This window comes from Enterococcus sp. DIV1375a (assembly GCF_051712205.1).
In the GTDB taxonomy this organism is placed as follows: Bacteria; Bacillota; Bacilli; order Lactobacillales; family Enterococcaceae; genus Enterococcus; species Enterococcus faecalis.
The window spans coordinates 2173140-2196432 of sequence record NZ_JBIOOM010000001.1 but is presented as its reverse complement, the minus strand read 5'-3'; the positions used below and the strand labels follow the sequence as shown (position 1 = coordinate 2196432).

Annotated in this window: 26 protein-coding genes; 17 read left to right on the top strand and 9 right to left on the bottom strand. The window is 33.2% G+C overall.

All coding sequences use genetic code 11. The annotated features are described in order from the left end of the window. Positions 1–89: 89 nt before the first annotated feature. The 3 genes from IGJ63_RS10670 to IGJ63_RS10660 form a co-directional block, all read right to left on the bottom strand. Positions 90–680, bottom strand: coding sequence for a hypothetical protein (locus IGJ63_RS10670; protein ID WP_025193825.1), 591 nt, complete (start codon positions 678–680; stop codon positions 90–92). Positions 681–800: 120 nt separating this feature from the next. Next, positions 801–1334: a 3'-5' exonuclease gene (locus IGJ63_RS10665; protein WP_002356400.1), complete on the bottom strand. Its 534-nt coding sequence runs from the start codon at positions 1332–1334 to the stop codon at positions 801–803. 33 nt (positions 1335–1367) lie between these two features. Next, entirely contained in the window at positions 1368–2123 is a 756-nt protein-coding gene (locus IGJ63_RS10660; RefSeq protein WP_002365059.1) for an exodeoxyribonuclease III, read from the bottom strand. A 206-nt stretch (positions 2124–2329) separates the two neighbouring features. Here IGJ63_RS10660 and IGJ63_RS10655 point away from each other — a divergent pair, with 206 nt between their 5' ends. Both IGJ63_RS10655 and murB read left to right on the top strand, forming a co-directional pair. After that, positions 2330–3244: a Gfo/Idh/MocA family protein gene (locus IGJ63_RS10655; protein WP_002397883.1), complete on the top strand. Its 915-nt coding sequence runs from the start codon at positions 2330–2332 to the stop codon at positions 3242–3244. Between the two features lie 86 nt (positions 3245–3330). After that, positions 3331–4218 (top strand): UDP-N-acetylmuramate dehydrogenase, encoded by an 888-nt coding sequence (murB, locus tag IGJ63_RS10650; protein WP_153854350.1) that lies wholly within the window; start codon positions 3331–3333, stop codon positions 4216–4218. A gap of 74 nt (positions 4219–4292) precedes the next feature. Here murB and cbpA read toward each other — a convergent pair whose 3' ends face one another. Further along, entirely contained in the window at positions 4293–4931 is a 639-nt protein-coding gene (gene cbpA, locus IGJ63_RS10645) for a cyclic di-AMP binding protein CbpA (protein WP_002365057.1), read from the bottom strand. Positions 4932–5295: 364 nt separating this feature from the next. Between cbpA and IGJ63_RS10640 the strand changes: the two genes are divergently transcribed. From IGJ63_RS10640 to IGJ63_RS10625, 4 genes are all read left to right on the top strand, one after another. Continuing rightward, positions 5296–5685 (top strand): replication initiator protein A, encoded by a 390-nt coding sequence (locus IGJ63_RS10640; protein WP_101732295.1) that lies wholly within the window; start codon positions 5296–5298, stop codon positions 5683–5685. 3 nt (positions 5686–5688) lie between these two features. Further along, complete coding sequence (locus tag IGJ63_RS10635; protein ID WP_263307229.1) at positions 5689–6798, top strand: replication initiator protein A; 1110 nt, start codon at positions 5689–5691, stop codon at positions 6796–6798. Continuing rightward, on the top strand, positions 6795–7163 hold the full coding sequence (locus tag IGJ63_RS10630) for a type III secretion system protein PrgR (RefSeq protein ID WP_263307230.1): 369 nt from the start codon (positions 6795–6797) through the stop codon (positions 7161–7163). Before IGJ63_RS10635 ends, IGJ63_RS10630 begins: the two co-directional genes overlap by 4 nt. A gap of 760 nt (positions 7164–7923) precedes the next feature. Beyond that, positions 7924–8127: a hypothetical protein gene (locus IGJ63_RS10625; protein WP_101732298.1), complete on the top strand. Its 204-nt coding sequence runs from the start codon at positions 7924–7926 to the stop codon at positions 8125–8127. 200 nt (positions 8128–8327) lie between these two features. On the opposite strand, the gene IGJ63_RS10620 is transcribed toward IGJ63_RS10625, so the two are convergent. After that, positions 8328–9083 carry a hypothetical protein gene (locus tag IGJ63_RS10620; protein WP_438746460.1) on the bottom strand — a complete coding sequence of 252 codons (756 nt, stop codon included), beginning with the start codon at positions 9081–9083 and terminating at the stop codon, positions 8328–8330. 285 nt (positions 9084–9368) lie between these two features. Here IGJ63_RS10620 and IGJ63_RS10615 point away from each other — a divergent pair, with 285 nt between their 5' ends. Both IGJ63_RS10615 and IGJ63_RS10610 read left to right on the top strand, forming a co-directional pair. Then, positions 9369–9719 carry a hypothetical protein gene (locus IGJ63_RS10615; RefSeq protein WP_438746458.1) on the top strand — a complete coding sequence of 117 codons (351 nt, stop codon included), beginning with the start codon at positions 9369–9371 and terminating at the stop codon, positions 9717–9719. 533 nt (positions 9720–10252) lie between these two features. Then, a complete protein-coding gene (locus IGJ63_RS10610) occupies positions 10253–10666 on the top strand; it encodes a hypothetical protein (RefSeq protein WP_263307187.1) in 414 nt (137 codons plus the stop codon). A gap of 34 nt (positions 10667–10700) precedes the next feature. Here the strand turns inward: IGJ63_RS10610 and IGJ63_RS10605 are convergent. After that, a protein-coding gene (locus IGJ63_RS10605) for an IS3 family transposase (protein WP_438746456.1) occupies positions 10701–11857 on the bottom strand; the annotation gives its coding sequence in 2 pieces (ribosomal slippage) (positions 10701–11599 and positions 11599–11857; 1158 coding nt in all). A gap of 109 nt (positions 11858–11966) precedes the next feature. On the opposite strand from IGJ63_RS10605, the gene IGJ63_RS10600 reads away from it, so the two are divergent. Together IGJ63_RS10600 and IGJ63_RS10595 are read left to right on the top strand one after the other, a co-directional pair. Beyond that, the gene (locus IGJ63_RS10600) at positions 11967–12137 is read left to right on the top strand and encodes a hypothetical protein (RefSeq protein ID WP_263307185.1); all 171 of its coding nucleotides are present in this window, start codon (positions 11967–11969) and stop codon (positions 12135–12137) included. Between the two features lie 4 nt (positions 12138–12141). Further along, the gene (locus tag IGJ63_RS10595) at positions 12142–12360 is read left to right on the top strand and encodes a hypothetical protein (protein WP_226062271.1); all 219 of its coding nucleotides are present in this window, start codon (positions 12142–12144) and stop codon (positions 12358–12360) included. An 88-nt stretch (positions 12361–12448) separates the two neighbouring features. On the opposite strand, the gene IGJ63_RS10590 is transcribed toward IGJ63_RS10595, so the two are convergent. Beyond that, complete coding sequence (locus tag IGJ63_RS10590; RefSeq protein ID WP_226062270.1) at positions 12449–12865, bottom strand: hypothetical protein; 417 nt, start codon at positions 12863–12865, stop codon at positions 12449–12451. 54 nt (positions 12866–12919) lie between these two features. Next, complete coding sequence (locus IGJ63_RS10585; RefSeq protein WP_226062269.1) at positions 12920–13165, bottom strand: hypothetical protein; 246 nt, start codon at positions 13163–13165, stop codon at positions 12920–12922. A gap of 154 nt (positions 13166–13319) precedes the next feature. On the opposite strand from IGJ63_RS10585, the gene IGJ63_RS10580 reads away from it, so the two are divergent. From IGJ63_RS10580 to istB, 4 genes are all read left to right on the top strand, one after another. Beyond that, a complete protein-coding gene (locus tag IGJ63_RS10580; RefSeq protein ID WP_263307184.1) occupies positions 13320–14162 on the top strand; it encodes a LysM peptidoglycan-binding domain-containing protein in 843 nt (280 codons plus the stop codon). A gap of 171 nt (positions 14163–14333) precedes the next feature. Next, entirely contained in the window at positions 14334–18368 is a 4035-nt protein-coding gene (locus IGJ63_RS10575; RefSeq protein WP_263307183.1) for a VaFE repeat-containing surface-anchored protein, read from the top strand. 198 nt (positions 18369–18566) lie between these two features. Beyond that, complete coding sequence (gene istA, locus IGJ63_RS10570; RefSeq protein ID WP_263307182.1) at positions 18567–19793, top strand: IS21 family transposase; 1227 nt, start codon at positions 18567–18569, stop codon at positions 19791–19793. Positions 19794–19807: 14 nt separating this feature from the next. Then, positions 19808–20563, top strand: a complete 756-nt coding sequence (gene istB / locus IGJ63_RS10565; RefSeq protein ID WP_438746452.1) for an IS21-like element helper ATPase IstB — start codon at positions 19808–19810, stop codon at positions 20561–20563. Between the two features lie 248 nt (positions 20564–20811). Here istB and IGJ63_RS10560 read toward each other — a convergent pair. After that, a protein-coding gene (locus IGJ63_RS10560) for an IS3 family transposase (RefSeq protein WP_438745968.1) occupies positions 20812–21968 on the bottom strand; the annotation gives its coding sequence in 2 pieces (ribosomal slippage) (positions 20812–21710 and positions 21710–21968; 1158 coding nt in all). 76 nt (positions 21969–22044) lie between these two features. Between IGJ63_RS10560 and IGJ63_RS10555 the strand changes: the two genes are divergently transcribed. The 3 genes from IGJ63_RS10555 (at position 22045) to secE (ending at position 23293) form a co-directional block, all read left to right on the top strand. Then, positions 22045–22521: a UPF0236 family transposase-like protein gene (locus IGJ63_RS10555; protein WP_438746450.1), complete on the top strand. Its 477-nt coding sequence runs from the start codon at positions 22045–22047 to the stop codon at positions 22519–22521. A 428-nt stretch (positions 22522–22949) separates the two neighbouring features. Next, positions 22950–23102, top strand: coding sequence for a 50S ribosomal protein L33 (gene rpmG / locus IGJ63_RS10550; RefSeq protein WP_002356408.1), 153 nt, complete (start codon positions 22950–22952; stop codon positions 23100–23102). 20 nt (positions 23103–23122) lie between these two features. After that, the gene (gene secE / locus IGJ63_RS10545) at positions 23123–23293 is read left to right on the top strand and encodes a preprotein translocase subunit SecE (RefSeq protein ID WP_002356409.1); all 171 of its coding nucleotides are present in this window, start codon (positions 23123–23125) and stop codon (positions 23291–23293) included.

Genomic DNA, 23293 nt, shown 5'->3' with positions numbered 1-23293 from the left:
AAAAGTAATTAGCCTAAAGAACCTAAGTCATTCAAAAAAGTGAGAAGTACGTCGAGATGACGTATTTCTCACTTTTTTCGCATAGTTAGTCAAGTCTCTCTTTTGATTAGGCGATTGAGTTTCCTAAAAAGAATTAAAAAGACACAACAGCAAATGAACAATAGGCTTCCTGTTAGTGGTAAAAAGATACCTTGCATGTAGCTATCGATATGCATTAAACCAGGTACCTCGCTGAAAAAATCATGGATAAACTGTTGAATGAGCTTATTGGCTAGAAAAGCAGCTAAAGGCAAAATAAAAATCAAATAATAGATGGGTTGTAAGGCATAGTTAATTAAAATTTGTAATTTTGTCGTACCTAAAAGAGCTAAGATCAGTAAGTCGTTTTTTTGCTCTAAAAAAGTTAGGAAGAAAGTTCGGCAAATATAACTAATCAGGAAGAAAAAGAGTGTTCCAGCGCTGATTCCAGCCAAACCTCTGAAAATTTTCAAGGGAGGAATCACTGCATAATTATCAAGAAGAATCATTTGTGAAAGCCATCGAGAAAACAACAAAGTCAATAATAGAGCAGAAAAAGTCAGAAAACTAATAATAAAGATAAGAATCAACGTACTAAATTGGTTTTTTGAGCGCCACGCATTTTTGAGAGAGTCTGTGAATAAGTAAAGAATCGAATACATCATCGCGTCCTTTCTGAAAAATTTTTGTTTTAGGGGAAAAGTTATGTAAAAGAAAAGACGTTATCTCCTGCCAACTAGCCACTGAAAGAGATAACGCCTTCGCTGGAAACAAGAACTGGATTATTTCACCAATACTAATTTTTTTAAAGGTTCAACCCCAAATCGTTGTTCTTGCTGTAAAAGAATTTCGGCACAAGCTCGGCTATCTTCTAAAGCATCATGATGATTATTTAAAGTGATATTGAGGTTTTCACAAACGGTATTTAATTTATGATTAGGAAATTCAGGAAACAGTTTGCGACTCGTTTTGACTGTACATAAAGAAAGGTAATTAGGTTGTTCTAAGCCATAGTAATCTAAACAGCCAGCCAAAACACTACAATCAAAACTTGCATTGTGAGCGACCACTAACCGATTTGGTTGAAAACAATGCTGAATTTGTTGCCAGACTTCAGGGAATTTGGGCGCATTGACAACATCTGATTCATGAATGCCGTGAATTTGCGTATTTCGCCAGAAAAAAGGTGTTTCTGGTTTGATTAACGTGTAAAATTCATCCACAATCCGACTATTTTCTACTTTAACAATTGCAATGGAACAGGCACTATGTTTATCATAACTAGCTGTTTCAAAGTCAAAAGCGTAAAAGTTCATTAAAAAAACTCCTTTCAACGCGTTGAGTAACACTTAAAAATCAAGTACAACTTCCACTGGACAATGATCACTACCAAGAATATCTGTATGGATTTTAGCACTGACTAAACGTTCATTCAAGGATTCTGACACAACGAAATAGTCAATCCGCCAACCTGCGTTATTTTTTCGTGCATTAAAGCGATAACTCCACCATGAGTAGATGCCCTCAGCTTCTGGATAAAAATAACGGAATGTATCAGTGAAACCACTGTCTAATAACTCAGTAAATTTTTGCCGTTCTTCAGGCGTGAACCCCGCATTTTTTTGATTGGTTTTCCAATTTTTTAAATCAATATTTTGATGAGCTACGTTTAAGTCACCGCAAAGAATGACGGGTTTTTCTTGATTTAATTCGTTTAAATAGGCACGAAACGCATCTTCCCATGTCATTCGATAAGCTAAACGCTTTAGTTCAGCTTGTGAGTTTGGTGTGTAGCAAGTGACCATGAAAAATTCTGGATATTCTAAAGTGATCACGCGGCCTTCTTGATCGTGAGCCTCGATACCTAAGCCATAGCGAACACTTAACGCTTCTTCTTTAGCGAAAATTGCTGTGCCAGAATAGCCTTTTTTTTCGGCGTAATTCCAATACTGATGATAGCCAGGAAGTTCTAAATCAATTTGCCCAGCTTGTAATTTTGTTTCTTGTAAACAGAAAAAATCTGCATCTAATTCATTAAAAACATCCATAAAATTCTTTTTAACAACCGCTCGTAAGCCGTTGACATTCCAAGAAATACATTTCATTGTTGAAACTCCTTTCAAATAAGAAACGCTTTTGCTCGTTTCAGTGCAAACCAGAACCAAAGAAAAGGTCGCTTGGTGCTTTCTTCTATTCTAATACTTTTTAAAGAAGTTTTAAATACTTGAAAAGAAAAAGAGAAAATGACTGATTTTTGGAAAGAAGTAGTCTATGATAAAATAGTAAAAAGAGCAGAAATGAGGACAAACGAATGAAAATTGGAGTCATTGGTTTAGGAAATATTGCACAAAAAGCGTATTTGCCAACTTATAGTGAATGCCGCCACTTGGCAGAGTTTGTATTAGCGACTAGGAACCCAGAAACACGACAAAAAATCGCTGATCAGTATGGCTTTACAGAAACCGTTGAGACCGTAGAAGAATTGATTGAAGCGAAGATTGATGCTTGTTTTGTCCATGTAGCCACAAAAGTGCATGGTGCAGTCGTTCGCCAATTATTACAGGCTGGTATTCACGTCTTTGTGGACAAACCTTTAAGTGAAGAGCTTGCTGAAGTCAAAGAATTACAAGCATTGGCAGTAGCAAAAAATCTGCGCCTGATGGTTGGTTTCAATCGTCGTTTTGCCCCTTATACGGAAGTATTGAAAAATATTCCTGAAAAACAAACAATTTTTATTAAAAAGAACCGCATCAATACAACGAGAGAAACAAGTTTTATGATGTATGATTTATTTTTACATGTCGTTGATACCGCCGTTTATTTAGCGGAAGGACCGCTCCACGTGGTGCAGTCAAAATTAGTGGAAGAAAACGGTCATTTAAAACGAGCAATTTTACAATTAGAAACCGAACAGACAACGATTGTTTGTTCCATGGATTTACACTCTGGAGCCAATACAGAAACTTTTGAAGTCACCAGCCCCACAGGTACTTATCGCTTGGAAAATTTAACGCATTTGACCATCCAAACAGAAGAAGAATACCAAGTAAAAGAGATGGGGGATTGGACGCCAACATTGGAAAAAAGAGGTTTTTACCAAATGGTTACTGCTTTCATTCAGGCCATTCAAAAACCGCAAGAGCAAGAGTTAAAACAAGAAAAAGTCTATGAAAGTCATGCGTTATGTGAAGAAATGCTACGCCAACAACAACGGCATGTTCTTTAAAGAGGACTAGCAACTTTCTTTCTATCATGCTAGAATAAGACAGATATTTTGAAAAGAAAGGACTAACTTTCGTGAACACTAAAGCTATGTTAGAAACATTAAACGAAATTACTTTATTAGTAGATGAACCATTAAAAAACGTAACCTTTACCAAAACAGGCGGCCCAGCTGATGTGTTGGCCTTACCCAAAACAAAAAAAGAAGTTGAAGAGATTGTGGCGTATTGCCGAGAACAAGGACTTTCATGGTTAGTATTAGGCAATGCTAGCAACTTGATTGTTCGTGATGGCGGTATTCGCGATGTCGTGATTATGCTAACAGAAATGAAAGAAATCAAAGTAGCCGGTACCACCATGGTTGTGGATGCTGGTGCCAAACTGATTGATACAACCTACGAAGCCTTAGCAGCTGATTTAACTGGTTTTGAATTTGCTTGTGGCATTCCAGGAAGTGTCGGCGGTGCTGTTTATATGAATGCTGGAGCATACGGCGGGGAAATTAAAGATGTTTTCCAGTCTGCAGAAGTGCTGTTGGCAGATGGAACTATCCAAACAATGACGAAAGAAGACCTGAATTTCCGTTATCGTCATAGTGAAATTCAAGAATTACATTGTATTGTCTTGCAAGCAACGTTTGCTTTAGAAAAAGGAAACCATGCAGAAATTAAAGCCCAAATGGATGAATTAACGGAACTTCGTGAACTGAAGCAACCGCTAGAGTATCCCTCTTGTGGCAGTGTCTTTAAACGCCCTGTTGGTCATTTTACAGGGAAATTAATTCAAGACGCTGGCTTACAAGGCTTAAAATGGGGCGGTGCTCAAATTTCCGAAAAGCATGCGGGATTTATTGTTAACATCGATCATGCAACCGCCACGGATTATGTGGAATTAATTGCACATATCCAAGAAGTGATTAAAGAAAAATTTGATGTTGAATTGCAAACGGAAGTTCGAATTATTGGTGAAGAAGTCTAAAAAAATAAGCTAGGGAGGTAAGTCAAATTGGCTTACCTCCCTAGCTTTAAATCCTAAGCTAAAGGTCGTAAATTTTACTCGTCTTCTAAATTTTCCAATTCTACAACTTTAAAGTTTTTCCGCTCTAAATGTTCTACAATGGCTGTACACGTTTCGGCAGTTGTGCCGGCTGGTAAAGTAATAAGTGTGCGACGAACAAATTCTTCACTATCGACATCCAATGTAATACAGCTGGCGATGCTGCTATATTTGGCAATGATTTTTGAAATGGCTGCTAAGTCGCCTTGTTGACCAACTGAAGCAATTGTTAAAACGTAGCTCCCTTGTTTTACATTCCAAGATTGCGCTAAAATATTTAATAAGGTGCTGTGTGTTAAAATGCCGTAAAAATAATTATTTTCATCTAAAACAGCAATGTAAGGCAGTTCTTTAATAGTAAAAAATACCTTGAAAAATGAAGTGTTGACATAAATAAATTTTGTGGCATTTTTTAACAAATAGGTAACAGGTAAACTCATATCGCCACCGTTTGCTTTATGGCGGTAAATATGCATTTTATAAATATTTCCTCGGAAAATTTTTCCAGATTCGTCTAAAATTGGGACACAACGGTAACCTGAGTCTTCTAAAATAGAAAGAGCTTCTTCTAGAGTACAAGATTCATTGACGGTTGTTAAATTATCTTTTTTAATAACTACAGATTTTAATAACATAAACAGGCCTCCTAAGGGTTCATTTTTAATAAATTTATCATATCATAACTTAGCAGAAAACAATAGCTGAGACCTCAGAATAAAAGCAATTTTGTTAAAATAAATAGAAAATAAAGAAAAATCAGATATTTTATAAAAGAAATCAAGCACGTATTCGCGATAAGGGTAAAAAATTACGTAAGAATCGGCACAGCGCTTCTTTAAAAAGTAAAGTAAGTGTCTAGTTTTTACCCAACAGTCATTTTTTTGATTAGAAATTTTTAATGAATAAATTCCTTCTGAAAAATTAAATAACAACACTTTAAAAACTCTGTGTAATTGATTTTATACAGAGTTTTTTTGCGTACTTTTAGGAGGAAATCTAATGATAAAAATTAAAGCAACTGATGTAGTCACACAATTACATTTTCAAATGCCGAAATTATTTTTTATTCAATCATCGAAATATTATACGATGTCTGCACAAGCAAAATATGCGTATAGTTTACTGAATGAGTATTTAGAAGAATCCTTAATTGAAAAACGAATTGATGAGAAGAAACATGTGTATATTTCATATACGAATCAAGAATTAGCCTCATTGCTTGATTTATCAGAAAATGAAATTGAAGAGATCAAAAATGAGCTAGAAGTGTATGGATTGTTAACGATTGAAATGGGAAGGATCTATCTCAATGAATTGATGGCTACAATGGAAGATGTTCGTAGATATCAACACCAAAATTCTTTATTAATAATACAAGATGAGGTGTAATCGATGGCAACAAAGAAATTTACCGCAACACGTAAATATAATGAGTTATACTATCAATTTCCAAAAGTATTTATTACTAGCGAAAAATATCGTGCATTATCTGATAAAGCAAAAATTGCTTACATGATTTTCCGTTCACGATTAGATTTAGCTATTCAACGAAATCAAGTGGATTCAAAAGGTTATGTTTATTTTGAATTTACGGAACAAGAGTTAGCGACTGTCTTAAATTGTTCTAGACGTTCAATTAGCACGATTAAAAACGAATTGAGAGACTATGAATTATTAGAAATTGAGGACAGAGGCTTTGATGAACAATCTGGAAAAAGAAACAAAGCTCGGTTGTATTTAGGAGAATTAGATACAACTGAAAATGATGTGTATTTGCTAGATACGGATCCTAGTGCAGATTTTGCACACGGAGAAGAAGAGGAAGGATTCACTGATAAAGCAAAAGAAATAGGCAATTTTGATGAAAAAAATCCATGTGCAAATTTTGCGCAATTATTAAATAATTCTTCTAACTATTTAGATACAGAAAACATAGATACTACTATCGATACTTCTAATCAACAAAAAGAAGCATGTTCATGGCAAGAAACATTTATTCAACATTACAGCCAAAGTACGTTTGTTTCAAAAGATGTATTGACTTGGATTGCTTATAGTTCAGGTGAATGGCGTGAATCCAAAGAGCAATTAAACATGATTTATGACAGTAAGCGAATTATCGAAAAACGGCAACGAAATTATAACCAACGACATGGACTAGTTGGTAGTGAAGAGTATCGAATTTTAGGAGAAATTTTTACAGAAGATTTGACTAGAATGTATCAACGGTGTATTCAAAACGAAAAAATCGCACGCCATGAGGAAAAAGAAATAAAAAATCGCAAAGGATTTTATTTTAAATCATTATTGAATTTCTGGGAATGCTGTGCAAGAGAATTGAACCGAAACCCACTTGTAAAAAATTTATCTGAAGAGGCAGAGTATAACTTATTACAAGCAAAACGTTTTTGCAGTCATGAAGAGTTAGAAGATCAAATTTATGGGGTATCACAATTGCCTGAAATTTCGCTTCATAACTGGCTAGAGGAGCAAGAGTCATGAAAGTAAAGGCTGAACATTTAAAAGTATTTTGCTGTGAAGTGACACTTTTTAACCGACAACGTTGGCAATTTTTTTCAGATCAAACCGTTCGCAGAATAATTATTGATTCGTCTGGAAAAAAAAGAGTGATTCTAACTAAAAAATTGATAGGAAAAAAAGAACATGAAGCGTTTTTGGCCCAAATAAAATCCATTTATTTTAATGGGAAAATTGTAGCGTGTAGAGGATGTTCTCAACAAGCGTTGATTCTTTCAAATATGGAGTTTGCGAAAATGAAAAAGCGTTTTATATTGTTACGAAAAGCAAATAAAATAGTCTCCAAACAAGGAAATCCAGCGAAGCAAAGAAAAGAGAAAAACAAATGAAATGTATTCTGTTTTATCTTTCATCATGTATTGTACTACCCGTATTTTTGTTTGGTGCAATAGGATTAGAACTACTGATTAAATGTAGTTGTTTTTATCGTAATTATGTTAAGAAATAACGAGGAACTAGCCTCTTTTGTTTGTTAGTTTTACTCACTTGTCTATTTTTAAATGAACAAATGTTAAACTAACAAATTCGAAATATAGTAGCTATATTGAGCTATCGAAAAAAGAAACAAGGAAGCACACGGACACGAAACCCTTTAGGTAAATCTTAAAGATGGCTGGTGGCAGGGAGCTCTTGAACTAGAGAAGTTGGAAAACTTGAGAATAGGAATTCTTTGAACGAAAACGACACACGTCAACTTGTTTGTTTCTTTTGGGAGATCCTTGAAAATTGGATACAAACAGAACTTTCTAAGTTAATCAGCGTGTCTAACAGGGGCTTAGGAAGGATAAACCACCGAAAAGAATGCCGTGATCTGGGACAGTATAAAATCACGGTGTGTAAAGAATAGGTATGACACAGTACAAAAAGGGATTTGCGAGGATCAATTAGTATGAAAATGTAAGCTAACAAGTACAATTATCAACTTACATTTTCAAGAGAGCGAAGATACTTTTTTAGAGTTTGGGGTTGCTGACGCTAGAAACCCTGCGAAAGAAAAAATCTGTTATTTACATGGTTAAAACTAACAAACAAAAGAGGTTAGCTCCTTACGTTTATACCTTATTAAATGAAACATGAAAGGACTTTTGTATGAAAAAACAAACAAATGATCTCAACTCATTATTAAAAAAACGTGTGGTTGTTATAACTACAGACGCTAAAAAGCTAGAAGGAATATTGATTAGAATAACAAAATATGAATTATTTTTAGAACAAATCAAAGACAATGAATGTACTGGATATGTATTTGTTTGTTTCAAACATGCAATAAAGTATATTCGTTACCAGAAATAAATTACTAATACGCACTTATAAATCAATTTTTGGAGGAAAGATGTTTGGTTATACTAATAGGCTTTTTATTACCTATGATACTTAGTTGTCTCATATGTTTTATGAAACAAGTGGCTTATTTTAATTCTGAAATATATTTACAAAAAAAATCAAAAGGAGAAAATGAATATTTTGGAGAATACTTATATTATTTTATTCTCTTACTCTTGTTTATTGTTCTTTTCTTGATCGATGCCATTTAAAAAATTAAAGATAAAAGTGTTAAATTTTCTAAGTTGTATTGATAGTTTATTTATAATGATTTTAGGATTTTTTATTAATCGTAAATTCTTATTATTTAGAATGTGAATACATGATTTTAATAAGTTCAAAGATAAAGGAAATAGATAAATAAAATTAAGTAAGGATTGGAATAAAGAAAGATTTAAGAGATTCTCTCCTAAAATGCTCCAGTTAGAAATAATATTTAAAATAGAGTACACGAGTATAGAATTTGTTAATAGTATAGAAATTGGTTCATAGAATTGAGATTTGTACCATTTAATGATTGAAGAATGTTTTGTTCTTAGGACACAATTTTGAATAATTTGTCTTAAGTAAGTGATGGAGAGAGCAATCCATAATATACCAGAATAAAGATACGAAGTAAGTTCAATTGAATGCTGATCCATTATCTGGATAAAATAAAAAAAGAATAAGCTAATAGTAACGATTTTACTAATACAAATTTCTAACAATTTTAGTAAGGAAAGTGATTTTTTCATAAAAGATACTATTTCTTGTTTATGCTTTAAAAAAGTTAAGTACTCATTTGAAATATTTTTTATAGAAAATGAAGAAAGATAAAGAATTGAAAATAGGTAAAAAAAACAGCGTTGGAAATCATTTAAATTAATTTTGATAAATTTAAAAATAATTTCAAAATTATTTTTAATGAATTCAAAAATTTCATTCATGATTATTTGTTCACTCCTGACTATAGAAAGGAGTGTTGCTTTTTGATCATTATTTTAGGCTATATACTTTTAATTTTAAATTTTACAAGATTGTATATAGTATCTTATAAAACGGTATATAAGTGCAATATTCCATTGTTTAAATTGTTTATTGTAGTAATAAAGAATAGTTTTCATTCTATTTTTGTGATGTATGGTTTTTATTGTGTATATTTAGTGCTTTCAAAGAGTATCAAGTGGTAATTTATTTTATCAAAAATAATATCCTCTAGAAAGGAGCTTTTAATGAAAATTATTTTCTTTTTTCTATTAGTAGGGATAATTGCAAAGAAAATTCTAAGAATGCTGAGCAAGTATAATTTGTCATTAAATGATGAAGATGGAAAATATAAGTATACATTTGTTATTGTAACAAACTACGGAGTTGAACATACGCTCTATTTTTATAGTAATTTTGAGAAATATAGTGTTGATGATTTGCTGAAACATTTGTGGAATCAAACATTTAATGCGTATGTATTTGAAAAATGTAATTCTAAAACAGTATTATGTTCAAAGAATGAATTATACTGTTGCGAATTATTTTTAGAAAGAAATGAATTTTATGAAACAAAAAGATCGCTGTGGCGGATGTAGAGAGACGCAAAGGTGAAGATAGAGTGCACTATTGAGACCTTGTACAAAACTAAAGTGAGTACATGAGTGGTGCAATCCTACTTCAGCGATATTAAGATTGGCCAATCTTAAAAAATAATAAAAAGAAAGGATGTGAACACTGCCTTTCGGTTAGTTTTGATTGCAATAGATGGTTAACAAAAAAAGAACTGAATATCATTTTATTAATGAAAAGTTTTTTGTTTATTTGTTTTTGAGCTAATAAATAGAAAAACAAACTATTTAGTGGGCTTGTGCTAAGCTGCTAAATGTGTAACTGAATGTGCAAAAAAATGTGTTAATGGCGAATTTGATAATTCTGTGCTTATATGTTCAAATTTGTTCTGTGTTTACAATCCTTGCCAGGATATTGTGGAAAATAGCGAATAGTGAAAGGTCGCTCCTTTCGTTGGCGTGTAGTATCTGAGATACAACGAGCGTATAGCGAGATAAGAGGCAGGTTCGATTTCTGCCACGTCAATAAAAAAATATTTAGTGAATTGAGGAGGAAGATTATGATGGCTAGAGTAAGAGTATATGTTTATGATGATTCTGTTGTTATTAAAGACGAGCTTAAAGGTGTTTGCGAGTTTTCTGGTGATATTCGTTTGTTTAAAATGAAGAAGGTACAGGATAAATTTGTGGAGGAACAACAAATGAAATTTTTTGAAATCAGATACCCTTATTTCGCACTAATTAGTGCTGAAGATGAAAAACAATGTTTAGAACTATACAAGGATATTGTTTGCGAAGTCGAAGACGAAAAAGAGTTTTTCGATGATATGAAAACAATTGATAAATACGAAGCGTTCAAAATGCTTGCTAAAAGTCATATTGAAGATGGTGGAGAATTGGGCGCAGAAGAAGCGTTCAATCAGTTAGAAAATCTTGATTCAAACGGCGAAGTATTGTTAATCGATAGTGGATAGATGTCAATAAAGTAGACACAAAAAGAGAAGATACTTAAAGACATTCAAAGTAAAGAGCCTCCTTTTCATTTGGTGTAAGCATATCTAATGTTCCGTGAGGACGTTTGGTGTTATAGAATCCTTCAATGTAAGCGAAACAAGCTAAACGTACTTCTTCGATTGAATGGAATGAACGGCGATTTAATTCTTCTTTTTTCATATATTTAAAAAAAGCTTCGGTAACGGCGTTATCCCACGGATAACCTGGTTTTGAAAGAGAATGGACAATCGGATGATGCTCTATAAACTTTCTAAATTCAAAAGAGGTATATTGAGACCCTTGATCTGTATGAAAAAGAACAGGATTCATTAATTTTCGAGAATGAAGTGCTTTTTCTACTGTTTGAATGGCTAGTTTTGTATCAATCGTTGATCCTACGGTCCAAGCAATTACTTTTCTAGAAAACAAATCTAAAACGACACACAAATACGCAAATGTTTTCTTACCGATGGGGATATAAGAAAAATCACTTGTCCAAACTTGATTTGGTGCAGGTGGATTGAACGCTTGGTTTAGATGATTTGGCCGTGTCAAAGAAACCTTGTTTTTCCTTTTTTTGAAAACAGGCTTTACTGTAGACATTTTTGGGAGGTCCATTGCTTTCATCAAGCGATAAACACGACCAATACTAATCGAAATGCCATAATCACGCAAAAGAATCTGGTGGATTTTTGCAGCGCCAAGACGTTTTTGAGAAGAAGTATAAATTTCTAAAATCACTTTTCTTAGGTGTTGATTTTCTTTTGTTCTTGGGGCTACTTTTCCAGAAAAGCGTTTGTAATAAGTGGAACGATTGACTTTGAGTACACGACAGAGTGTAACAATACTGTGTTCATATCGAAGAATGTGTATGGCTTTTAATCGTTCGTCAAGCGAGGCGTGAATATGGCAATCGCTTTTTTTAGGATTAAATTTTCCTCCTCGAGTTGCGCATTTCGTTTTTGTAGCTGTTTGATTTGACGGGCCGTAAGGATCGTGTCATCGTCAATTTTTACTTCGGAATATTGTTTGACCCAACGAGCAATTGAAGAAAGAGCAATGCCGTACTCCTTAGCTAAAGCATTTTGAGTTTTACCACTTTCGTGAAGTTTTACAATGGATTTTTTAAACTCTTCGTCAAATTTACGTGGTGATTTTCTGTTATTTACCATATTAAAAATTCCTTTCAAAATTTCTGTCTATTTATTTAATAGTATACCAAAAAATGTGTCTACTTTATTAGGATACATGCATAGCAGTTTGCTTTAGGAGGAGGAATCGTTGCTATCTATTCTAAGAGTTTATAAAGAAGGATTTAACGAGAGCATAAAAATTGGTGAATCGCTTGAGCATGCGGGTGATAAATATATTGTTATCCGCATACTTGAATTAAAAAAATTGTATTTTAGTAAGTCCGTTTTTGGAAAAAATAAAGAAAAAGGAGTTTATTGAAAAGATGAGTAAAGAAAAAATTTCTGAAATAGAAAAACAGCTTGAACAACGATTAAAAAAAAGAAAAAATCGCTTAATGACTATTGAAGAATGTGCTGGGTTAGTTAAACTACCAGTTCATGTATTGATAGCAATATCAAAATATTTTTTTAATATAAGACGTATGTATCAATATAACAAGGAAGAAAAGAGTCTTGTCAGTTATTTTTTATGTATTAAATAAAAAAATGTTATTGAAAAATGTTGAAATTTTCGAAGCGTTTTTATAAAATAGTTATGTGACAAAAATAACAAGAGAAATTGTTCTCTTGTTATTCAAGTGAGTAGGCAAAATATTGTTTATTTATTTTTGCAAGACCGAAAGTATCGCCGATTTTTAAAGTATCTGAAGCACCATGTAAATCAGGAATTTTAAATGTATTTTGTTTTGTATTCGTTACTGTGATAGGTAGCTGAATCTTTTCACCTGATTCAGGGGCTAAGAGGGCAATATTTTTGTCTTGGAAAATAACTGTAACAATTTGAGTTTTTCCTAAAACTTGAATATTTGCGCCTTGCCGTGCTTTTAATTGATTTAACGATGGATAACTAGAGTTAGTTGTAGCAACACTAGAAGAAGTGGTTGCAGGATGAGAAGATTCTGTTTTTCTACCTAGAGAAAAAGCAATAATAAGTACAGATATAAGTGAAATACTTAAAAGTAAAGTTATGAGTGATTTTTTCTTCATAAGAATACACGCTCCATAGATAATTGTTTTTTCATATAGCAAAGCAGAAATGACTTAAAGTGATTTCTGCTTTTTTGATTTTAACTGCTTTGCATAGGCTTCTATCTCACTTTTTAGGTATAGACGAACGATAGAGGAGCCAAAGCCTTCTTTGCTTTCATAGAAAGGGCTAATCATATTCGTTCGAACAGACTGTTGAAAAGCTTGAGGGGATTGTCCAGTAATTTTTAAAGCTTCTCTTTTACTAACTAAGTTTTCAGTAATCCATTGCTTTATTTCATTTAGATTGTTTGTATCCATAGGTTTTCTCCTTTTATTAATATGAATAATATACTAGAAGTATTATATACGAAAAAAATAAAAAAATCTAACAAAAATAGTTGTAATGTCATTACATATATAGTATTATATGTATATAATGAAAATAAAACAAAAAGAAAGAAGGAATTAAATCATGAAAATTTTGAAGGTATTGGCTATCGGAGTAACAGTGGGTGGAATTGCGTTAGCAATGAATAGTGAAAAAGCAGACGCAGCAGAATGGACACCACGTACAGCGGAACAGATTAAAGCTGAAATCAAAGGAAACGAATATACAATTGTTTGGGGAGATACACTAAGTGCTATTAGCCAAGCAACAAATATTACAGTGCAAAAATTAGCAGATATGAACAAAATTGCAAATGTTGATTTAATTTATGCAGGAAATAAATTGAGTTTTGCTGGCAATGTAGCGAGTGTGCAAAATAGCGCAGGTGAAACTGTGGCTCAAACAGTGATTCAAGATAAAGACAAAGTAAATCCAAGTCAACCTGTTGGCCAACCTGCACAAGAGGCAACAACTAACAATGCAGTAGTAGGTAACACGCAAACAGGAAATCAAGCAGTTGGAAATACTGAGGTAACACCAAGTGCACCAGAACAAACGCCAGTTCAACCAGATAATAATATTAATCAAGGTGAACAAACAACTCCTTCTACACCAGAAAATAACGGGAATACAGGAGAAAATCAACCATCAAATCCTGGAAATGGTGGAACTACTACGCCAGAGCAACCAAACCAACCTGGTGGAGGTAACACGGATAAACCTTCTACTCCAAGTAATGAATATGATCCAATGACACCAGTTGGCTCAGGTGGATTATTTGGAAGTGAAGCTGAAGCAACAGCTGCTGGTCAAGAAAAAGCTTTAGAATTATCTAAACAAGGACAAGGTGATTTTAGAGTTGTAGTTTGGGAAGTTAAATATACTGATGGCCGTATTGCTGGTTGGACGTATGAATTAGCTGTTTAGAAAATATAATAAAAAGAGTAAAGAAGGCAATGATTGAAATTTTCAATCATTGCCTTCTTTGTTTTTGAGGAGTGGTGAACAATGGTCTTTTCAAGAGACCCACCTTCAAAAAAGTGTAAATGAAAAATAACAACTTAAGGCTATGAAATAATAATTTAAGGTGGGAAAAAAATGAAAGATAGACTAAGTAAAGTGAAAAGTAAGTTTCTTGTTTTATTAGCTATGCTAACTATTGTAGGAGCAAATGTTGTACCTTCAACAATCGCTATGGCTGAAAGCTTAGATAATACTGAACAAGTAGCTTCTTCAAGTGAGAAAGAAGAGAAAAAAGTAGCTGAAGAATCGACAGAATCTTCTAGTAAAGTTAATGAATCAACAACAGCAGAAAGTACACAAAACACTCAGACGGAGTTAGATAAAACAATAGGTGAAAGCATGAATAGTAATGACAGTCCTATTGATTCTACAACTAATTCAAGGGAAGCTACTAATACTGAAGCAACTTCTACAACTGAAGTAACGGAAGAAACACACGAAAAAGCCGAAAGAACAGGAGAAGAATTAGCCAATCGAGATAATCCAACGGACGTACAAGGCTTGACAGATAACGAGATTATCTCATTAGCTAAATATTTGTATGGTGATTATGCAAAAAAAGACTCTTCTTTTGGTATGTCAGTTAAAAATGACAAAGGAGAAAGTATTGAAATTCCTTTTGATCGCCAAACTAGATTTGCTCGTTCTATTGGTGCTGTAGGGAACCCTGTTTATGCTAGATATGATGTAAGTAGAGGTGCATGGACAGCATGGGGAGAGTTTTATCAACCATTGTATATTGATGATAAATTAGCATATTGCGTAGAACCAGGCGTTATTTTTACTCCTGGTGCTGGATTTACTCAACAAACGTCTTTTTCTGGGATTACATCAGCACAGCGTAAAGCAATTAACACTGTTATGAATTTTGGTGCAAAAAAAGGCGATAGTGGTGAATATATTTTTGCTACGAATATGTATATTTGGGAAAAATTAGGTTGGTCAGTTTCAACTTCATTGCCTGGATATGCTAACTACAAACAACAAATTGAAAACAATATTGCCAAATTTAGAATCAAACCTAGTTTTCATCAAAAAACATATAATGTTAAAGTTGGTGAAACACTAAAAATTACAGATACAAATGGTGTATTAAACAATTTTTCAATTAAGAACAATCTTAATGCAAAAGTTGAGAAAAAAGGAAATGTATTAGAAATTACACCAAATGCTAACTCAACAAATGGTAATTTAGATTTATACAGAAATGCATTCTATACAGGTAGCCAATTTTTCTGGGTGAAACCAGGATCTCAATCTGTAACAACAGGTGGATCAAGCGACCCAACTGTGGCATTTGTAAAAATCAACGTAATTAAAAATGGTAAAGCAAAAATCAAAAAAGTGGATGATAACGGAAACCCAGTGGCTGGTGCTAAATTTGAATTGAAAAATCTAGCGGACGGCTCTAAAAAAACAGCTACTACAAACAAAAATGGGGAATTCGAGTCTGTAGAATATCCAGCAGATACGCAATTAGAAATTCGCGAAATTGAAGCACCAATTGGTTATCTATTAGATACAAGTGTTAAAAAAGTTACAATTAAAGCGGCACAAACTACTACCGTGAACTTCACGAATCCTAAAATGACTTTGAAAACAACAGCGGCAGATAAAGAAGATAACGACAAAGTGCTTTCTCCAGAGAAAAATGTCACAATTAAGGATAAAGTACAATACACGAACCTATATACTGACGGCCGCGAATACGTAGTTAAAGGTAAATTGATGGATAAGGCAACAAATAAACCATTGTTAGTGAATGGAAAAGAAGTGACTTCAGAGAAAAAATTCAAACCAACGAGCAAAGATGGTTTTGTTGAAGTAAGTTTCACTTTAGATGCATCAGCTCTTGCAGGGAAAACAGTCGTTGTATTTGAAACATTGTATCAAGACAACAAAGAAATTGTTGTCCATGCAGACATTAACGACGTACCGCAAACAGTCACCTTTGACAATCCTAAAATTTCAACAACTGCTGTAAATAAAGAAAACAATGGAAAAGAATTTGATCCTGAAGAAAAAGTTATTTTAAAAGATACAGTTGCCTATGAAGGCTTACAACCAAATAAATTATACAAATTGAATGGTAAATTGATGGATAAAGCGACAAATAAGCCTTTAGAAATTAACGGAGAAGAAGTGACAAGCGAAGTAACATTTAAGCCTACAACAGCCAAGGGGACAATTGATGTTACTTTTGAATTTGACGCACGCGAATTGAAAGGAAAAGAACTAGTTGTTTTTGAATATCTAAGTCGGCAACGCAGCGATTCAAAAGAATGGCATGACGTTGTTAAACATACAGATATCAATGACAAAGGCCAAACTGTGAAAGTAAATAATCCTGAAATTAAAACAGAAGCACATTTTAAAGAAGACGGTTCAAAAGTTTCTGATCCTTTAGCAGAAGTTACTATTGTTGACGTGGTATCTTTCAAAAATTTAATTGCAGGAAACACCTATGAATTAAAAGGTAAGTTGATGGATAAAGCAACAAACAAACCATTGTTAATCGATGGGGAAGAAGTGACCGCTAGCAAACGTTTTACACCAACAACGTCTGAAGGTGGCGAAACGATTGAATTTAAAGTAAATGCGAAAGATTTACAAGGAAAAACAGTCGTTGTATTTGAAAATCTGTACAAAAATGAAACAGAAATTGCGATCCATGCAGACATTGAAGACGAAGGACAAACCGTTGAATTTACAGAGCCAAAACTAAAAACAACGGCGTTGGACAATGATTCTAACAGTCATTCTGCCGAAGCGTTAAAAGAAGTGACAATCACTGATACTGTTTCTTATTCAGATTTATTAGACGGAAAAGTGTACAACATTTCTGGTGTGGTAATGGATAAGAAAACAAACACTCCGCTATTAATCGACGGAAAAGAAGTACGAAATGAAGTGAATTTCATTGCTCGTGATGGAAAAGCAGAAATCATTGAAGACAAAAACGACGCAACAGATTCTGAACAACCAGGTGAGACGGATAAACCAGCAATGAGAGCTGCTGCTGTACAAATTAACCGTGTTTCAGGAACGGTGGCAGTGACATTCACAATGAATGCTGAACAATTAAAAGGAAAATCAGTTGTTATTTTTGAAACATTAACACGTGAAAACACTGAAATTGCTGTACACCAAGACATTAACGATGAAGGCCAAACTGTTACATTCACTGAACCAAAATTAAAAACAACAGCGATTAACCAAGATTCAGTGGATCATAAAGCAGATGCTTTAGAAAAAGTAACAATCACGGATACTGTTTCTTACACTGATTTAATCGAAGGTAAAACCTATGAATTAGCTGGTGTTTTAATGGATAAAGCGACAAACAAACCATTGTTAGTCAATGGAAAAGAAGTCCGTAATTCATTGAAATTTATTGCACGCAATGGAAAAGCAGAAATTGTCACTACTGAAGCGAAAATGAAAACCGCAGAAAAACAAAAATCACCGTTAGTAAGCGGAACGGTGGATCTGTCATTTGGATTAAATGCGAAAGATTTACAAGGAAAAGAAACTGTTGTTTTTGAAACAGTAACACGTAATGATACAGAAGTTGCTGTACATGCAGACATTAACGATAAAAACCAAACCATTGAATTCAACAAACCTACGCTAAAAACTACCGCTACAATTAATGACGGTAAGTTAGGGGTTTCTGGTGGTCAAATGACTATTAATGATAAAGTAAAATACACAAATTTAACCCCAGGTAAAACCTATACGATTAAAGGGAAATTGATGGATAAAACGACGAATAAACCATTTATTGTTAATGGCAAAGAAGTGGAAGCAGTGAAAACATTTGTGCCAAAAACAGCGAATGGCGAAGTAATTGTTCCATTTACGTTTGATTCGCAAGAAATTACTTCAGAAATTCATGTAGTTGTTTTTGAAGATTTATATCGTGACAATCTAAAATTAACAACACACGCAGACATTAATGATTTAGCACAAACTGTTCGTATTGTACCACCAACAAAATTCCTGCCAAAAACAGGCGAACAAAAAGGAATTCTATTAACAATTTTAGGATTCATTTTATTAGCAGGTGCAGCATATCTTGTAACAACCAAAAGAAAACAGAATAACTAATCACAGACAGGAAAGATTTTCTTTTGTGTCTTTTTTTGTATAATCTAGCGTTGCTTTGTTTGCCGCAAAGTCAAAGAATAATTGAACATGATGTAAATGGCCAAGTTAAAATGTAGAAAAATGGCCAAATAAAAATGTAGGTTTATGCGTCATCTGGTACGCTTTCCTTGTGTTATTTTATTCAAGGAGGAAAGTGTATTGAGAAAAGATATTTATGAAGGAGTGTTACCTTTCATTATGACTCATACAAAACCTAATTATGCTGCTCTAGCTAAACAATACAATTGCGATTATCGTACAGTAAAACGTTATTATGAAGCTGGAATAAGCAATAAATTGCCTTTACTTGCTCAAAAGAATAAAAACAAAAAAACTTTGGTTAGTGATTTTGAAGATATTATCGCTGACAAATTAGCTTTAGGTTGTTCTTCTTCTGCTATTTATCATTTTATTTCTAAACGTGGCTATCGTGGAAGTGCACGAACACTGAGAAGATATTGTCGCAATATCAAAGCAGATAAAATACAAAAAGCAACGATTCGTGTTGAAACAACTCCTGGTTTATCTGCTCAAGTTGATTGGAAAGAAGACCTCAAATTAGTCAATAAATTCGGCGAACTTATTTCTTGTAATATCTTCCTTTACGTTTTAGGATATTCCAGAATTAAGTATTTAGAACTAATTTTTGACCGTTCTCAAACTACTTTATTTCGTTGCTTAACCAATGCTTTTCAATACACCGGAGGTGTTCCTACAGAAATATGGTTTGATAATATGAAAACTGTTGTTGACCGTAGTCGTAGTCAATTTTCTAAAGTTGTTTTTAATGAGCGGTTCCGACAATACGCGAAAGAAGCAGGGTTTCTTCCAATTGCTTGTCGTGCTTTTCGACCTCAAACAAAAGGAAAAGTTGAAGCTCTTGCACGAACAATTGAACGAATTCGTGTATTTAATTATGAATTTGAATCGACTCACGAATTAGAAAAAATTATTCAAACAATCATGGATTCATTAAATACTGAAGAAATTTCTCAAGCAATTCATGAATGTCCTAGTGACCGTTGGTCATACGAGAAAGAACAACTATCTTCTTTTGATGCGAATCAACTTAAAATTTATGCTTCTGTTGAAAAACAAATAAAACGAAAAGTATCTAACGAAGCGATGGTTCAATGGAATCAAAATAAATATTCTGTGCCAGTAAATTACATCGGTAAAATTCTTACACTTCGTGTAAAAGAAGATAAACTTTATATTTACGATGACTCTACTCTTATTCGCACACATACGATTACTCATCAATTGCTTAATTATCATCGAAATGACTATATAGAAATTCTACGTTCTGACGTTTTTAAACATTTAGAAGACGAAGAATTAGAACGTTTTGTTGATGAAAATTTACAAGCGTATGACGAATTATAGAGAGGTGAATCATTATGTCTAATTATTATCATTTACTAAACAAATTAGAAGATTTGAATTTAAAACATACGAGAGAAATTTTACCAGAATATCTCGATACCATTGTTCAAGAAAATCTTAGTTTTGTAGAAGCTTTAAATCATTTAATGACGGAAGAAATAAACGCACGAAATGAACGACAAAAAGAAAATCGTTTAAGAAAGGCGAATTTACCGTTTAAAAAAACAATCAATGACTTTGATTTTGGATTTCAACCAAAGATTAATCGAACAGAGATTTTAGATTTGTGTACCTTACGCTTTATGGATACAAATAATAATATATTGTTTATTGGAAATAGCGGAGTGGGGAAAACTCACTTAGCTATTGCCATTACACTAGAAGCGATAACCAAAGGTTATTCTTGCCATTTTGCTTTAAGCAATGAATTAGTCAATCGACTAAATCGTGCAAATCAACGTGGAAATTTAGATCGATTGTTAAAAAAATATGCTTCTTACGATTTACTAATTATTGATGAAATTGGTTATTTGCCTTTTCCCCCTGACGGGGCAAAGTTATTCTTTCAATTAATTAATCTACGCTATGAAAAAAAATCAACCATTATTACAACGAATATTCCTTTGTCTCAATGGGCTGAAACTTTTCAAGATAAAAAATTAACAAATGCACTAATCGATCGATTAGTGCACCACGCTAAGATTATTCAAATTACTGGAAAGTCTTATCGAATTAAAGATTATAAAGAAAAAAAGTTATCGTATAAGTAACCTTGTTATTTATGGGCCAAAAACCTACATTTTTGAATGGCCATTGACAAACATGACGAATAAGCGATTAGATTTCTTCTAACCGCTTATTCGATTTTGGAAAGAGTGGAATCGTAGACAACAAAAATTAACAGGAAAAGTGAAGCTTAAAAGCTCTTTGCTTTTTTTGTTAGTTAAAGTATGTAGGAGGTAAGCAAATGTTGTTATTGGATAGATGTCAATAAAGTAGACACAAAAAGAGAAGATACTTAAAGACATTCAAAGTAAAGAGCCTCCTTTTCATTTGGTGTAAGCATATCTAATGTTCCGTGAGGACGTTTGGTGTTATAGAATCCTTCAATGTAAGCGAAACAAGCCAAACGTACTTCTTCGATTGAATGGAATGAACGGCGATTTAATTCTTCTTTTTTCATATATTTAAAAAAAGCTTCGGTAACGGCGTTATCCCACGGATAACCTGGTTTTGAAAGAGAATGGACAATCGGATGATGCTCTATAAACTTTCTAAATTCAAAAGAGGTATATTGAGACCCTTGATCTGTATGAAAAAGAACAGGATTCATTAATTTTCGAGAATGAAGTGCTTTTTCTAATGTTTGAATGGCTAGTTTTGTATCAATCGTTGATCCTACGGTCCAAGCAATTACTTTTCTAGAAAACAAATCTAAAACGACACACAAATACGCAAATGTTTTCTTCCCGATGGGGATATAAGAAAAATCACTTGTCCAAACTTGATTTGGTGCAGGTGGATTGAACGCTTGGTTTAGATGATTTGGCCGTGTTAAAGAAACCTTGTTTTTCCTTTTTTTGAAAACAGGCTTTACTGTAGACATTTTTGGGAGGTCCATTGCTTTCATCAAGCGATAAACACGACCAATACTAATCGAAATGCCATAATCACGCAAAAGAATCTGGCGGATTTTTGCAGCGCCAAGACGTTTTTGAGAAGAAGTATAAATTTCTAAAATCACTTTTCTTAGGTGTTGATTTTCTTTTGTTCTTGGGGCTACTTTTCCAGAAAAGCGTTTGTAATAAGTGGAACGATTGACTTTGAGTACACGACAGAGTGTAACAATACTGTGTTCATATCGAAGAATGTGTATGGCTTTTAATCGTTCGTCAAGCGAGGCGTGAATATGGCAATCGCTTTTTTTAGGATTAAATTTTCCTCCTCGAGTTGCGCATTTCGTTTTTGTAGCTGTTTGATTTGACGGGCCGTAAGGATCGTGTCATCGTCAATTTTTACTTCGGAATATTGTTTGACCCAACGAGCAATTGAAGAAAGAGCAATGCCGTACTCCTTAGCTAAAGCATTTTGAGTTTTACCACTTTCGTGAAGTTTTACAATGGATTTTTTAAACTCTTCGTCAAATTTACGTGGTGATTTTCTGTTATTTACCATATTAAAAATTCCTTTCAAAATTTCTGTCTATTTATTTAATAGTATACCAAAAAATGTGTCTACTTTATTAGGATACATGCATGAGAATGTACGCACAGCATTAGATACATTGGAAAGTCATGCGACAAATCAAGAGCAAGAAGAACAGGTTAAACGATTAACTAGTTATTTGAGAAGAAATTGGAAGATAATCAAACCCTACCACATACGAGATTTGAGTGGAGAAAAAGAAGGAATCGGAATCATGGAAAGTTTACACCGAATCTTTACTTTCCGCATGAAGAAAAATAGTAAGTATTGGGGAGTAGGATTAGAACCGATGGCGTGGCTGTTAACAACGAAACGCAATGGTACTTTGAAAGAGATTTTCTTAGAAAAATGGAAGTCAAATTTTGAATTAGATGATCGAATTGTTTCAGAAATTGGCAATCAATATAATCACTTCTTTGAAGACGAGAAAGCAGAAGTTGGTAAAATTCCGACAGGAAGAATCAATTTTAAAAATCAGACCAATCGTATACACGAAATTTTCAAATATTTTAATGGAATATAAAAAAAGTCCCTATAGTTAATTCTATAGGGAGGCAAAATGCACTTGTTTCAATAATCTATTTTAATTTTTCGTGTCTGAAATATAGCATATTTTAGTGAGTTGCGCAACTAAATTTTTAAAATAGAGGCGTACGTTTCTTTCGTGTGTATTTTTTTCTATAACAAAAAATATCTAGTTAGACTTGCAAAAAAATAAAAATATGTTAAATTAAAAGGGAAAAATGAATTAATAAAAAGACGTAAAAAAATTAAATAACAAAAGTTTGAATCTATTATACCAGAGTTTCTCTAATTTTATTTTAATTTTTCGAAGGGAAATTTGTTTTAGGGTAAATTTCAGACACATACAAAGTAAATTAAACTTTGACAACTTTTTCGAATAATGGTACTGTTAAGAAGTAAATTTGTGAATAGAGGAGGTCGAAGAACATGGCAACAAAGAAAGCAGCTCTTGCTTGCTCCGTTTGTGGCTCTCGCAACTATTCTAAATCCGTTAGTGAAGGTAAACGTGGCGAACGCTTAGAAATCAATAAATTCTGTAAATATTGTAATCAATACACGTTACATAAAGAAACGAAATAGATTTAGAGGAGGGTATCAACATGAAATTTTTCCGCAGCGTTGCTGATGAGATGAAGCAAGTAACTTGGCCAACAAAAAAACAATTGCGTAAAGATACATTAGTTGTAATTGAAACATCTATTTTATTTGCAGCATTGTTCTTTATCATGGATACTGTTATCCAAACGGCATTTGGCTGGATTTTAAAATAA